The following is a 13,101-nucleotide window of genomic DNA, read 5'->3' as shown; positions in this document are numbered from 1 at the left end:
TACTCATGGCTGACATCGTGCTCGACAAGGTGAGCAAGAAGTTCCCGGACGGGACCGTCGCGGTGGCCGACGTCGACCTGGAAATCGCCGACGGCGAGTTCGTCATCCTGGTCGGCCCGTCCGGCTGCGGGAAGTCCACCACCCTCAACATGATCGCGGGCCTGGAGGACATCAGCTCCGGCGAGCTGCGCATCGGCGGCCAGCGGGTCAACGACAAGGCGCCCCGGGACCGGGACATCGCGATGGTGTTCCAGTCCTACGCCCTCTACCCGAACATGACCGTCCGGGAGAACATGGCGTTCCCGCTGCGGCTCGCGAAGCTGGACAAGGAGACGATCAACCGGAAGGTCGACGAGGCGGCGAAGGTCCTGGAGCTGTCCTCGCTGCTGGACCGCAAGCCGGCCAACCTCTCCGGCGGCCAGCGCCAGCGGGTCGCGATGGGCCGCGCGATCGTCCGGCAGCCCAAGGCCTTTCTGATGGACGAGCCGCTGTCCAACCTGGACGCCAAGCTGCGGGTGCAGATGCGCACCGTCGTGTCGCGCCTGCAGAAGAAGCTGGGCACCACCACCGTCTACGTGACCCACGACCAGACCGAGGCGATGACCCTCGGCGACCGCGTGGTGATCATGCGGGGCGGCGCGGTGCAGCAGGTCGGCCCGCCGCAGGAGCTGTACGACCACCCGCGCAACCTCTTCGTCGCCGGCTTCATCGGCTCGCCGTCGATGAACTTCCTGCACGCCGCCGTCGAGGACGGCAAGCTGCGTACGGCGCTGGGCGACGTGCCGATCGGCGAGCGGATCCGGCGCGAGCTGGAGGGGGCGGACGCCCCGCGCGAGCTGATCCTCGGCATCCGGCCGGAGCACTTCGAGGACGCCGCGCTGATCGACGACGACACCCGCCGCAGGGGCGCGGAGTTCGAGGCGCCGGTCGACATCGTCGAGTCCATGGGCTCCGACAAGTACGTCTACTTCAGCGTCGAGGGGGAGCGGGCCAGCGCCGCCGAACTGGAGGAGCTGGCGGCCGACGCGGGCGCCGACTTCAGCGGCGGCGGCGCCAGCCTGGTGACCCGGCTGTCCGCCGAGTCCCCGGTCGAGGAGGGACAGACCCGGCGCGTCTGGTTCAACCTGGAGAAGATCCACCTGTTCGACCCGTCCGACGGGCGCAACCTGACCCTGCACGAGGGCCGGGCGGCGGGCGCGCTCGCCGACTGACGTACGCCGCGACGGGCGGGTGGGTCGAACCGACCCTCCCGCCCGTCGCCGTGTCAGCGGTCAGCGACGTCGCCGGCTGCGTTCCGGGATGTCCGCGTCCACCCGCTCCCGGCGGATCCGGTCGTCGATGGGCTGCTCCTCGACGATCTCGTCCTTGGCCAGGTGGACCCGCTCGACGGGCACCGTCTCCTTGCCGACCACCGGCCGCTCGGCCCGCAGGGTCATCTCCTGCTCGGCCTCGCCGATGTCGGCGTGCATGCCGCGTGCGTCGCGGGCGGCGATGGGCTCCCGCTCCACGTGCACCTCGTCGTGCTCCACCGGCACGGTGGTGTGCACGTCCTCGGTGACCACGTACTTGCGCAGCCGTGCCGTGCCGGCGGGCTGGCTCTCCGTGCCGACCCGCATCCGCTCCTCCGAGCGGATCATGTCCTCGCCGGCCGCGGGCTTCCGTCCCCGGTCGGGGGCCGGCGGCGCCTGCGGCGTCAGGCGGTAGTGGCCGTAGAGCTGCTGGATCTGCGTCGTGTCCAGCGGCTGTTCGGTGCCGGCGTCCACGGCCGGGGCGTTCTTCACGGTCGACTTGTCGTAGTCGACGGTGAGCCCGCTGTCGGTGATCCGGGCCTTCTCCAGCGGAGCCATCGACTCCTTGTGGCCCATCAGGCCGGTCTTCACACTGACCCAGGTCGGCTCACCGGCGGCGTCGGCCCAGATCTGGCCCACACTCCCGATCTTCGACCCCGAGCGGTCCTTGACGTCCTGCCCGTACAGCGAGTTGGCCTGCTGTTCGTTGAGCCTCATGGTCGTCATCCCTCCCTCTCGGTTCACGGCCCGGATACCCGGCCGGGCGGCCCGGATTCGTCCACGACCCGACGGATAGGAGCAGCGCCGCGAGGCGGGGCGAGCGCGGCGGGACGACTGGGGCCACCGGGACCGGTGGGACCTTTGGGCCGGGCCGACGCCTGTCGGCCCGGCGGTCAGTCGGGCCAGTCGATCCGTGGCGGCAGGCCCAGGAAATCGGCGTAACGGCCCAGCGCGACCGCCACCCGGGCCCGGGTCCGCTCGTCGAAGGGCACCAGTGGGAACACCGTCACCGTCACCCGGTTTCTGCCGACCGTGCGCTTCCACGTGCCCACGACCCGCCCGTCCCGGACGACCGTGGCCTGGAACACGCCGTTGCGCCCCGGCACGATCGCCTCGGCGTGGGCGGGATCCAGCATCAGCGAGCGGTCCTTGAAGCCCAGCAGGTACTCGTCGAAGCCGGGCAGCACCAGCAGGTCGTCGACCGGCTCGCGGGGCGCGTCGAGCAGGGCCGCGTCGACGAGCGCCTCCTGCCCGTCGACCCGGACCACGGTCAGGGCGTCGCCGGCCGCCGCGAAGCCCCGGCGCGCGTCGGTGAGCGTCAGCCCCGTCCAGCCCGCGAACTCCCGGGCGGTGACGGGCCCGTGCCCCCGGACGTAGCGGTGGGCGAGCATCGCCAGGGCCTCGTCCCGCTCGGGCCGGCGAGCCTCGGGCGCCCACTCGTCGAGCAGGGCGAAGGTCTGTTCGGTGCCGACGTTGGGCGCGAGGCAGGTGACGCCGCGGACGCTGGCGTACCAGAGCAGGTGGTAGCCGCGCTGGTCGCCGGTGCCGATGCCGGCCGCCTCCAGCGTGGCCAGGCACCGCGCCCGGGTGAGCCGGCCGCCGCCGGCCAGCGCGGCGCCGAGCACGTCGAGCGCGCGGTCCGCGTCGGTCTCGGTGAGCCCGAGCTGCGCGCGGCGGGTGGCGGCGCCGGCCAGCGAGCGTACGCCGGTCAGCTCCAGCATCCAGCGGGCGTCGCGGGGCGGCACGAGGTGCACGGTGCCCCGCATCGGCCAGGTGCGCAGCGCCTCCCGGCGTTCCAGCGCGGCGTGCACGTCGGCGTGGCCGAGCGCGGGCAGCCGCACCCCGAGCGACCACATGCCGCTGGCCAGGTCCTGCGCCTGCATGGCCCCGAACCACCCCACCACGTCCTCGACCCCGCCCACCGCCGCCGTGGGGTGCGGGCGGAGCAGCAGGCCGGTCATCCGCAGCGCGAGCGCCTCGCGCCCGGTCAGCTCCGCTGGCATGGGGGCTCCTCCGCTCGGGTGGGGCACCAGACTAGGGCCGACCTCCGACATCCGACGCATGACCGCCGTCGCGGCGGGAAAGCGGCCGGCCAGTAGGCGCGCCGTCCGCGCGTCCGGAGGGAGCGACATGACCGCGTCCAGCGAGCCGGCCCGGGGCGCCGGCGCACCGACCCGCGCTGGCCGCGGCGGCCCGGCCGCCAAGACCAGCGCCGCCGCCGCCTTCGCACTGGTCTTCGGGGTGGCCGCGCTGATCAGCGTGCTGACCGTGATCCTGTCCTGGATCGGCCTGCTGCTCGGCATCATCGGCGTGATCCTGGGCATCCTCGGGCTGAAGATGGCCGGTCGGCCCGGGGTGACCGGCCGGGGCGTGGCGATCGGCGGCCTGGTGCTCAGCGCCCTGGCGGTGCTGATCGGGCTGGCCTTCGCCGCCGGGATCACCACCGTCCTCAACAACGAGGACGCCGTGAACCGGATCCAGCAGGAGGTCGACGACCTGCGCGACCGCCTCGACACCTGACCCGGCGGCCCCTGGCCATGGCAGGCCGGGGCGGGCTGGCTCCCCTGATCGCGCTTCGCCGGCGACGCTGCCGGCGCAGCGCGATCCCCCGTTCAGGGTGGCCGGTGCCGGGCGGTTGCCGGCCCGCCGGCACCGTGGCACCAGCATCCCCGGCCGGCGGTCGGACCGGCACCGGAACGGATCGAAACTTGCGGACATCTTGAGCTACCGACGGCAGCGGGACCGTCACGGTCGGCGGTGCATGACGGGCGGGTCCACGAAGCCCCGGCCCGGGCGCGACCCCGGTGACCGTTTGACGGCGCAAACATCGGGTAGTCGCGGGAGCTGACCCGACATGAGGAGGGAACACCCGATGGCTGCCCAGACCAAGGTCGCGGTGATCTACTACAGCGCCACCGGCATCACGTACCAGATGGCGCAGGCGGCGTGCGAAGGTGCCGGCGAGGCGGGTGCCGAGGTGCGGCTGCGCAAGGTGCGCGAGCTGGCGCCGGACGAGGCGATCCGTTCCAACTCCGGCTGGCACGCGCACCAGATGGAGACCCAGGACGTCCCCGAGGCGCAGTTGGACGACCTGTCGTGGGCCGACGTGGTGATCTTCGGGACCCCGACCCGGTACGGCGTGATGGCCGCCCAGCTCAAGCAGTTCATGGACACCACCGGGCCGCTGTGGTCGCAGGGCGCCCTGGCGGACAAGGTCTATTCCGCGTTCTGCTCGACGGCCACCTCGCACGGCGGGCAGGAGGCCACGCTGCTGTCGATGTTCCACGTCTTCTACCACTGGGGCGGGGTCGTGGTGACCCCCGGCTACACCGACCCGAGCCAGTTCGTCGCCGGCAACCCCTACGGCGCCTCGCACACCAGCAACAACGGCGAGACGGCGCCGGACGACATCGCGCTCGGCGCCACCGCGTTGACCGCCAAGCGCGCGGTGCGGATCGGTGCGGCGCTGAAGGCGGGCCTGGCCGGTTGACCCGGCGCCGCCGGTTCGCCGGCGGTACCGGCGCTGCCAGGGGGTTGGCGGTACCGGTGCGACCGGCGGCCCGGGCGGGGGCTCTCGACCCGTCCGGGCCGCCGGTCGCAGCACCCCTACCCCCGATCGGGTCGGCTATGCATGCTCGGCCGCTCCCGACAACCCGCCGTGCGCCGCCGACGGATGTCCTGCCGGCGCCGGCAGCAGCGCGCCCAGCAGGTCGGCGAGGACGGCCACGCCGTCGGGGCTGAGCACCGACTCCGGATGGAACTGCACCCCCGCGAACCCGCGCCCGCGCAGCGCGTGCACCGCGCCGTCCGCCGCGTCCCGGGCCAGCTCCACCGGACCGTACGGGGTGTCCAGCCGGTCGGCGTCGGCGCGCGCCGTGAAGGTGGCGTAGAAGCCGACCCGGCGGCGCGTGCCGAAGATGTCCACCTCCCGCTGGAGGCCCTGGTAGGGCGCGTCCCGGCGGTGCGGTGCCAGCCCGAGCAGGCCGGCGAGCAGTTGGTGGCCCAGGCAGACGGCCAGGGTCGGCCGGCCCTCGGCGAGCAGCCCGGCGAGCAGCCCGCGCATCGTGCGCATCTTCGGCTCGGTGGTGCTGCCCGGGTCGCCCGGACCGGGGCCGACCACCACCAGGTCGTGGCCGTCCACGGGACCGGCGGCGTGCCACGGCCGCAGCGTCACGGCCAGGCCGAGCGCGCCCAACTGGTGGGCCAGCATGCCGGTGAAGGTGTCCTCGCCGTCGACGATCAGCGCCCGCCGGCCGGCCAGCCCGGGCAGGCCACCGGCACCCGGCGACCGCTGGTCGAGCCAGAACCGGGCCAGCGGCGTGTTGCGCGCGGCCAGCGCGGCCCGCACCTGCGGGTCGTCGGCGAGGCGTACGGCGGGCTCCGGGCCACCGGCGGGCGCCTGCGGGCCGAGGCGGAGCGCGGCCAGCACGCCGGCCGCCTTGGCGTGCGTCTCGGCCACCTCGCCCTCGGCGGTCGAGTGCCGCACCAGGGTGGCCCCGACCGGCACCCGCAGCTCGCCGGCGGGGGAGATCTCGGCGGTACGGATCAGGATCGGCGCGTCCAGGCTCTGCCGGCCGGCGTCGTCGTGGCCGAGCAGCGCCAGCACCCCGGCGTAGTAGCGCCGCCCGGTGCCCTCGTGCCGGGCGATGACCCGGCAGGCGTTCTCCATCGGGCTGCCGGTGACCGTGGGCGCGAACATCGTCTCCCGCAGCACCTCCCGCACGTCCTTCGTGCCCCGGCCGGCGAGCAGGTACTCCGTGTGGGTCAGGTGGGACATCTCCTTGAGGTGGGGCCCGACCACCTGGCCGCCGTGCTCGGCGACCGTGGCCATCATCTTGAGCTCCTCGTCGAGCACCATGTACAGCTCCTCGACCTCCTTGGGGTCGGCGAGGAAGCGCAGCAGCGCGGCCCGGTCGGCGCCCGCGCCGGTGTGCCGGAAGGTGCCGCTGATTGGGTTCATCATGACCAGGCCGTCGTCGACGCTGACGTGTCGCTCCGGGCTGGCCCCGACCAGGATCCGGGTGCCGGTGTGCACCAGGAAGGTCCAGTACGCGCCGCGCTCGCCCCGCAGCAGCCGGCGCAACGCGGCGAGCGCGGCGAGCAGCGGCGGACCCTGCACGGTGGCGCGCAGGCAGCGGTGGATGACGAAGTTGGCGCCCTCGCCGCGCCCGATCTCCTCGGCGAGCACCCGGCCGACGGTGGCGGCGTACTCGTCGTCGGTCACGTCGAAGGCGGCGTCGGCGGTGCGCACGGGCACGTCGGGCAGCGCGCCGAGCGCCTCGGCCAGGGCGACCCGCTCGTGCCGGTCGATCTCGAGGAACTCCAGCGGGACGGCGTCGTCGACGCAGGCGAAGCCCCGCTCGGTGATCTGCCGGTAGGGCACCAGCGCCAGCGTCCGGGGGCCGGGCGCCCCGCCGGGCAGGGGGAGGTCGGCGAGCCGGCCCGCCGTGCGTACCGTGCCGGTGAACAGCTCCAGGTGCGCGGCGCCCTCGCGGCGGACGAGCGCGAACGGGCCGGGGTCGCCGCCGCCGGCGACGGCGGCGAGCAACTCGGTCAGGTGGGTCATCGGGTCTCCTCGGGCCGGGCGGCGCCCGGCGGGGGCGACCGGGAGGGCCGGGGAGAGACCGGCGGCCGCCTCGTCGGGCGGCCGCGTGGGAAGCTACGCGCGGGGGATGGCCGCCGGGTCGGCGGGCCACCAGCAGGACAGGTGCGCGGGCATGCGATCACCCTACGGCCCCGCGCGGGCACCGGAAAGCCGATCGGGCGTACGGCCCACGCGCTGGGACGCCGGGGCGCGCCGCACCGGGTAACTTGACCCGCGATGAACATTCTCGCGCTCGACCTGGGCACCTCCTCGGTACGCGGACTCGTGCTGGACACGGACGCCCGCCCGCTGCCCGGCGCGCTGGCCCGGCGCAAGGTGAGCCTCGCCGTGCACGACGACGGCACCGGCACGCTGGACGGCGCCGGCTACCTGGCCTGCCTGGTGGCGTGCCTGGACGAGCTGGCCGCCGCCGGCCACCTGCGCGACGTGTCGCTGGTGGCGACGTCCGGGCAGTGGCACTCGGTGGTCCCGCTCGGCGCCGACGGGGCGCCCCTCGGGCCGGTGCTGACCTGGCTGGACACCCGTCCCGAGGTGCCCGCCGGGGCGGCCGGCCCGGCCGACCCGGTCGACTTCCACCAGCGCACCGGCACGTGGTGGCACCGCTGCTACTGGTCGGTCCGGCTGCCCTGGCTGCGGGAACACACCGGCGGGCGGGTCGCCCGGTTCGCCGGCCTGGCCGAGTACGTGCTGGGCGAGCTGCTCGGCCCGGCGCCCATGTCGATCTCCCAGGCCTCCGGCACGGGCCTGCTGGACCTGCGGACGCTGGACTGGGACGCCGAGGCGTGCGCGCTGGCCGGCAGCCACGCCGACGAGCTGCCCGAGCTGGCTCCGGCCGGGTGGCGGGGCCGGCTGCGGCCGGCGTACGCGCGGCGCTGGCCGCAGCTCACCGACACGCCCTGGGCCGGCCCGGTGGGCGACGGCGCGGCGTCGAACGTCGGCTCGGGCTGCGTCGAGCCGAGCCGGGTCGCGGTGACGGTCGGCACGTCGGCGGCGGTGCGGCTGGTGCAGCACGTCCCGGCGGGGCAGGCCATGCCGCCGCTGCCCGAGGAGCTCTGGCGCTACCGGGTCGACCACGACCACGTGGTGACCGGCGCCGCGTACTCCTCCGGCGGCAACCTCTTCGCCTGGGCCGACCGGGAGCTGCGGCTGCCCGGGGGCAGCGAGCTGGAGGCGGCCCTGGCCCGGGTGCCGCACGACCGGACCCTGCCGGTGAACGTCCGCTTCGGCGGGGACCGGCCGCCCGGGAAGTCCCCGGCCGGCTCGGGCGCGCTGGGGGGCCTGAGCTTCGGCACCACCTCGGTGGAGATCCTGGCGGGGCTGATGCGGGGCCTGTGCGACCTGGTCGTCGGCGACCTCGTCGTGCTGGAGTCCACCGTGGACGGGCCGGTCGAGGTGGTGCTCGGCGGGGGAGCGGTGGCAGCCTCCGGCTGGTGGCGTACGTCGTTCGCGGCGGCCCTCGCGCCCCGGCCGGTGTGGTACGGGCGCAACCCGGAGGTCGGGGCGAGTGGCGCGGCGCTGGTGGCCCTGGGCCGCATCGGTGACGCCTCCCGGCTCGCCGCCATCGTCCGGACGGACGAGACCACCTCACCCTCCTGAATAGCACCTCAGCCCGCCCCGTTGACACGGCTAGCGGGCCTGGTTGGATGGACTCCGCTCCCCGGCTCGCGGCGGACGCGGGACAGGGAAGGGGTAGGTGTGGGGGCAGGTCCGGAACCGTCCGACGACGGGGTGTCGCAGCACCGCCGGCGCCGGTTCGACGTCCGGGTCGTGCCGCACCGTCGCCGCTCCCCGTTCCGGCTGCGGGACTGGCGGATGCGCACCAAGCTCGTCACCGTGCTGGTCATCCCGTCGGTCGCGTTCCTGGTGCTGGCCGGCGTGCAGACCCACACCCTCGTCGGGCGGACGACCGCGTTGGGCGACTTCGCACAGCAGGTCGGCATCGGCCGGGAGATCGTCGCGCTGGTGCACCAACTCCAGATGGAACGCGACCGGGCCGCCGGTGAGCTGGGCGAGTTGCGCCGGGGCGGCGCGGGCGCCGATCGGGATTCGGCGATCGTGGTGCTGAGGCCGTTGCAGGCTGCCACCGACCAGGCGCTGCGTGACCTGCGCCGGGCCGCCGGGCCGCTGGCCGACGCCGACGCCTCCTGGCGGCTCGCCTACTCGGAGGTGCTGGAGGCCTACGACCAGGTCGTCTACATCCGGGCCGCGATCCCCCCGGCGGTGCTGGGCAGCGACACCATCCTGAGCAACTACCACCGGGCCGTCGACGCGCTGCTGCGCCTGCTCGCCGAGCCCTCGCCGGGCGAGGACCGGCCCGCACTCAGCGACGCGGTGCTGCGCTACGTGCAGCTCGCCCGGGTCAAGGAGCTCTCCTCGCGGGTCCGGGCCCAGCTCTACGAGGCCGCCCGCGCCGGCCGGTACGGCGTGGAGGACCAGGTGGTCCTGACCGACCTGCGCGCCCAGCAGCTGACCGCCCTGGGCGCGTTCCGGGTCGCCGCCACTGCCGAGCAGGTCCGCCGCTACGACGAGACCTCGACGGACCCGGCGTTCCTGGCGGCCACCCGGCTGGAGGAGCAGAGCCTGGTGACCGGGGCCGCCGCGCCGAGCGTGCTGCCGGCGCCACAGTGGTGGGCGGCCGGCGAGCAGCGTCAGGAGCTGCTCCGACGCATCGAGGCGTCGGTGCTCGACGACGCCGTACGGCAGGCCGACGATGTGAGCGCGACGCAGCTGCGGACCACGCTGCTGGTCGTCGGCAGCATCCTCGCGGTGCTGCTGGTCGCCCTGCTCATCTCCGTCCTCGTCGGCCGGTCCATGGCCCGGTCGATGCGGCTGCTGCGCGGCCAGGCGCTGCGGATCGCCCAGCTGGAGCTGCCGGACGCCCTGGACCGGCTGCGTACCGTGACCGGGGGTGTCCCGGCCATCGAGGTGCCGCCGGCGGTGGTCCGTTCGCTCGACGAGATCGGCGAGCTGGCGGAGGCGTTCGTCGCGGTGCACCGCAGCGCGGTCAACGTCGCCGTCGAGCAGGCGACCACCCGGCGCAACGTCAACGCGATGTTCGTCAACCTCGCCCGGCGCAGCCAGGTGCTCGTGGAGCGCCAGTTGGAGCTGCTCGACGACCTGGAGCGCGAGGAGAGCGATCCGGACCAGCTGGAGAACCTCTTCAAGCTCGACCACCTGGCGGCCCGCATGCGGCGCAACGACGACAGCCTGCTGGTGCTCGCCGGGACCGAGTCGACCCGCCGGTGGAACCGGCCGGCGGCGCTCGGCGCGATGCTGCTCGCCGCCAGCGCCGAGATCGAGCATTACCAGCGGGTCCGGCACGGGGCGGTCGCCGACCTGCACGTCGTCGGCCACGCCGTCGGCGAGCTGGTTCACATCCTTGCCGAGCTGCTGGAGAACGCCACCTCGTTCTCCCGTCCCGACACGGTCGTGGCGGTCATCGCCCGGAGCGAGGGCGCCGGCGCGGTCATCGAGATCACCGACCGGGGGCTCGGCATGAGTCCGGCCGCGCTGGCCGAGGCGAACGCCGTCCTGGCCACCCCGCCGGCCGCCGACGTGGCGACGGTCGAGCGGATGGGCCTGTTCGTGGTCAGCCACCTGGCCGCCCGGCTCCGCGTCGAGGTGCGCCTGGCCGGCGGCGAGGAGGGCCTCGTCGCCCGGGTACGGCTGCCCGGTGGCCTGCTGGCGCCGGCGCCCGAGGGGGAGGCGCCCGTCGCGGCCCGGATGCTGACGGCCACGGCGTGGGACGGGCCGCCGCCGCCCGGTGGGCTGCCGGTGGCCGGGCGACCGCCGGCGTGGGCCGGTGCGCGACCGGCGGGCGAGCTGCCGGCGGCCGGGCGGCGATCCGAGGTTCCGCCCCGGCAGGCCCGGTCGGTCCCGGTGCGGGCCGAGGACGTGCTCGCCCCGGCGGCCCGGCCGCCCGCGTCGACCGATGAGGGCTGGTGGTCCCGGCAGGGGCCGTCGCCCGGTCCGGTGCCGGGGGCCTCGCCCACGCCGCCGGCCGTCCCGGTCACCGGCGGGACCAACGAACGCGGCCTGCCCGTCCGGGTGCCGATGGCGCAGCTCTCCGCCGTCACCCGGCCGGCGCGGCCGGAGCAGCCGGCGGTACGCCACGACCCGGACCCGGAGGCGGTCGGGGGGATGCTGTCCCGGTTCTACAGTGGGGTACGGCGGGCCGAGGCCGAGGACACCACGGAGTTTTCCATGCCGCCGGGCGGCGTACGCACCGAAGGGGGACAGCGATGACGACGTTGAGCCGGGAGGCCCGCGACCTGAGCTGGCTGGTCAGCGGGTTCGCGGATCGGGTGCCGGGGGTGGTGCACGCCATCGTGGTCTCCTCCGACGGCCTGCTGGTCGCGATCTCCGACCACCTGCCCCGGGACCACGCCGACAAGCTCGCGGCTGTGACCTCGGGGTTGATGAGCATCACCGCGGGCGCGGCGCAGATGTTCGACGGGGACATCGTCAAGCAGACGGTCGTCGAGATGGGGCGCGGCTACTTCCTGGTCATGCAGGTGCGTGACGGTTCCATCCTGGCCACGCTGGCCGGGGCGGAGGCCGACATCGGCGTGGTCGGCTACGAGATGGCGCGGCTGGCCAAGCAGGCGGGGGAGATGCTCACCCCGGCGTTGCGGGCGGAACTCCAGCAGGCGCTGCCGCGCTGACCGGGTCGGCGCGCCCGCCCGGCGGGCGCGTCGACGGCGTCCACCCCGGCGCCGCCGAGCGGTGCCGGGGTGGCGGATGCCGGATGGTCAGAGTCCGTTGGCGGCGATGACCTGGCGGTACCAGTGCGCGCTGCGCTTGAGCACGCGCCGCTGGGTCTGGTAGTCCACGTGGACCAGGCCCCAGCGCTCGTCGTAGCCCGCGTCCCACTCGAAGTTGTCGAGCAGGGACCACACGTGGTAGCTCTCCAGCGGCACGCCGGCGGCCATGGCCCGGTGCACGGCGGCGAGGTGGTCGCGCAGGAAGGTGACCCGCCCGGCGTCGTCGACCGTGCCGTCGGCGTCGAGGGTGTCCGGGGTGGGCAGGCCGTTCTCGGTGACGGTCAGCGGGATCGGGCCGTAGTCGCGGGTCACCCGGGTCAGGATGTCGTACATCCCGTCGGGGTGGATCTGCTGCCAGGATGCCTGTGAGGTGGGCCAGCGTCCGACCGTCGCGCCGTCGCCGGTGACGTAGTAGGGCGTGTAGTACTGCACGGCGAGCAGGTCGACCGGCGCGGCGATGGTCGCCAGGTCGCCGTCGCGGATGCCGCGGACCAGCCGGCTGTCGGGGCCGAGGTCGTCCAGCACGTCCTGCGGGTAGCGGCCGGTGAGGATCGGGTCGAGGTAGAGGCGGTTCTCGTAGCCGTCGTAGAGCCGGGCGGCCCGGGCGGCCTCGGGCGAGTCGTCGGCCGGGTAGCAGGGGTGCAGGTTGAGCGCCGGGCCGATCCGGCCGGAGCCGGTGGCGCGGTGCGCCGCCACGGCGAGCCCGTGGGCCAGGTGGAGGTGGTGGGCGACCAGGTACGCGGCGTCCGGGTCCTGCCGGCCCGGGGCGTGGTGACCTTCGAGGTAGCCGTTCTGCACCACCGTCTTCGGCTCGTTGACGGTCAGCCAGACCGGCACCCGGTCGCCGAGCGCGCGGAAGACGATCTCGGCGTAGTCGGCGAACCGGTGCGCGACGTCGCGAGACTCCCAGCCACCGGCGTCCTGGAGGGACTGCGGCAGGTCCCAGTGGAACAGCGTCGCCATCGGCGCGATGCCCCGCTCGTGCAGCCCGTCGACGAGACGGCGGTAGAAGTCGAGCCCGCGCTGGTTGGGCACGCCGGTGCCGTCGGCCTGTACGCGCGGCCAGGAGATGGAGAACCGGTAGCTGTCCAGCCCGATGTCGCGCATCAGGTCCAGGTCCTCGGCGTACCGGTGGTAGTGGTCGGCGGCGACGTCGCCGGTGTCGCCGTTGCGGGTGCGGCCCGGCGTGTGGCTGAAGGTGTCCCAGATCGACTCGCCCCGGCCGTCCTCCTTGGCCGCGCCCTCGATCTGGTAGGCGGAGGTGGCCGCCCCCCAGCCGAAGCCCGGCGGGAAGCGCAGGCCGGCCGACGGCGTCTCGTCGGCGCGCGGCGCGGGGCCGGTAGGGGTGGGGGCGGTGGCGGAGAGCGCGGCGCCGTGGGGCGGGCGCGGGGTGGGCATCGACATCGGTTCTCCTCATGGTCTGCGTGGCCACCGCCGGGCCGGG

At 74.8% G+C, this 13,101-nt stretch carries 10 protein-coding genes; 6 read left to right on the top strand and 4 right to left on the bottom strand.

Annotation, left to right across the window (positions count from 1 at the left end):
- Window positions 1-5 precede the first annotated feature (5 nt).
- Window positions 6-1,211 carry an ABC transporter ATP-binding protein gene (locus ACPXCB_RS11460; protein ID WP_425874662.1) on the top strand — a complete coding sequence of 402 codons (1,206 nt, stop codon included), beginning with the start codon at window positions 6-8 and terminating at the stop codon, window positions 1,209-1,211.
- Between the two features lie 60 nt (window positions 1,212-1,271).
- Here the strand turns inward: ACPXCB_RS11460 and ACPXCB_RS11455 are convergent, their stop codons facing one another.
- Together ACPXCB_RS11455 and ACPXCB_RS11450 are read right to left on the bottom strand one after the other, a co-directional pair.
- Entirely contained in the window at window positions 1,272-2,006 is a 735-nt protein-coding gene (locus ACPXCB_RS11455; RefSeq protein WP_425874660.1) for a PRC and DUF2382 domain-containing protein, read from the bottom strand.
- A gap of 176 nt (window positions 2,007-2,182) precedes the next feature.
- Window positions 2,183-3,292, bottom strand: coding sequence for a winged helix DNA-binding domain-containing protein (locus ACPXCB_RS11450; RefSeq protein WP_425874659.1), 1,110 nt, complete (start codon window positions 3,290-3,292; stop codon window positions 2,183-2,185).
- 127 nt (window positions 3,293-3,419) lie between these two features.
- On the opposite strand from ACPXCB_RS11450, the gene ACPXCB_RS11445 reads away from it, so the two are divergent.
- Both ACPXCB_RS11445 and wrbA read left to right on the top strand, forming a co-directional pair.
- Window positions 3,420-3,809 (top strand): hypothetical protein, encoded by a 390-nt coding sequence (locus ACPXCB_RS11445; RefSeq protein ID WP_425874657.1) that lies wholly within the window; start codon window positions 3,420-3,422, stop codon window positions 3,807-3,809.
- A 352-nt stretch (window positions 3,810-4,161) separates the two neighbouring features.
- The gene (gene wrbA, locus ACPXCB_RS11440; RefSeq protein WP_421451509.1) at window positions 4,162-4,779 is read left to right on the top strand and encodes an NAD(P)H:quinone oxidoreductase; all 618 of its coding nucleotides are present in this window, start codon (window positions 4,162-4,164) and stop codon (window positions 4,777-4,779) included.
- A 135-nt stretch (window positions 4,780-4,914) separates the two neighbouring features.
- Here the strand turns inward: wrbA and ACPXCB_RS11435 are convergent, their stop codons facing one another.
- A complete protein-coding gene (locus ACPXCB_RS11435; RefSeq protein ID WP_425874655.1) occupies window positions 4,915-6,855 on the bottom strand; it encodes an anthranilate synthase family protein in 1,941 nt (646 codons plus the stop codon).
- A gap of 255 nt (window positions 6,856-7,110) precedes the next feature.
- Between ACPXCB_RS11435 and ACPXCB_RS11430 the strand changes: the two genes are divergently transcribed.
- From ACPXCB_RS11430 to ACPXCB_RS11420, 3 genes are all read left to right on the top strand, one after another.
- Complete coding sequence (locus ACPXCB_RS11430; RefSeq protein ID WP_425874654.1) at window positions 7,111-8,490, top strand: FGGY family carbohydrate kinase; 1,380 nt, start codon at window positions 7,111-7,113, stop codon at window positions 8,488-8,490.
- A 99-nt stretch (window positions 8,491-8,589) separates the two neighbouring features.
- The gene (locus tag ACPXCB_RS11425) at window positions 8,590-11,139 is read left to right on the top strand and encodes a nitrate- and nitrite sensing domain-containing protein (protein WP_425874652.1); all 2,550 of its coding nucleotides are present in this window, start codon (window positions 8,590-8,592) and stop codon (window positions 11,137-11,139) included.
- Window positions 11,136-11,558 carry a roadblock/LC7 domain-containing protein gene (locus ACPXCB_RS11420; protein WP_425874650.1) on the top strand — a complete coding sequence of 141 codons (423 nt, stop codon included), beginning with the start codon at window positions 11,136-11,138 and terminating at the stop codon, window positions 11,556-11,558. Before ACPXCB_RS11425 ends, ACPXCB_RS11420 begins: the two co-directional genes overlap by 4 nt.
- Window positions 11,559-11,645: 87 nt before the next feature.
- Here ACPXCB_RS11420 and ACPXCB_RS11415 read toward each other — a convergent pair whose 3' ends face one another.
- Window positions 11,646-13,061, bottom strand: a complete 1,416-nt coding sequence (locus ACPXCB_RS11415) for a GH1 family beta-glucosidase (protein ID WP_425874648.1) — start codon at window positions 13,059-13,061, stop codon at window positions 11,646-11,648.
- Window positions 13,062-13,101: the final 40 nt, after the last annotated feature.

The organism is Micromonospora sp. DT62, assembly GCF_049847285.1.
Taxonomy (GTDB): domain Bacteria; phylum Actinomycetota; class Actinomycetes; order Mycobacteriales; family Micromonosporaceae; genus Micromonospora; species Micromonospora reichwaldensis.
This window is presented reverse-complemented; position numbering and strand designations above follow the sequence as displayed.

Bases quoted from the DNA above. Each gene is read 5' to 3' on its own strand.
- ACPXCB_RS11415 (WP_425874648.1), bottom strand. From the start codon at position 13,061: ATGTCGATGCCCACCCCGCGCCCGCCCCACGGCGCCGCGCTCTCCGCC.
- ACPXCB_RS11435 (WP_425874655.1), bottom strand. From the start codon at position 6,855: ATGACCCACCTGACCGAGTTGCTCGCCGCCGTCGCCGGCGGCGGCGAC.
- ACPXCB_RS11430 (WP_425874654.1), top strand. From the start codon at position 7,111: ATGAACATTCTCGCGCTCGACCTGGGCACCTCCTCGGTACGCGGACTC.
- ACPXCB_RS11420 (WP_425874650.1), top strand. From the start codon at position 11,136: ATGACGACGTTGAGCCGGGAGGCCCGCGACCTGAGCTGGCTGGTCAGC.
- ACPXCB_RS11460 (WP_425874662.1), top strand. From the start codon at position 6: ATGGCTGACATCGTGCTCGACAAGGTGAGCAAGAAGTTCCCGGACGGG.
- ACPXCB_RS11445 (WP_425874657.1), top strand. From the start codon at position 3,420: ATGACCGCGTCCAGCGAGCCGGCCCGGGGCGCCGGCGCACCGACCCGC.
- ACPXCB_RS11450 (WP_425874659.1), bottom strand. From the start codon at position 3,292: ATGCCAGCGGAGCTGACCGGGCGCGAGGCGCTCGCGCTGCGGATGACC.
- ACPXCB_RS11455 (WP_425874660.1), bottom strand. From the start codon at position 2,006: ATGAGGCTCAACGAACAGCAGGCCAACTCGCTGTACGGGCAGGACGTC.
- wrbA (WP_421451509.1), top strand. From the start codon at position 4,162: ATGGCTGCCCAGACCAAGGTCGCGGTGATCTACTACAGCGCCACCGGC.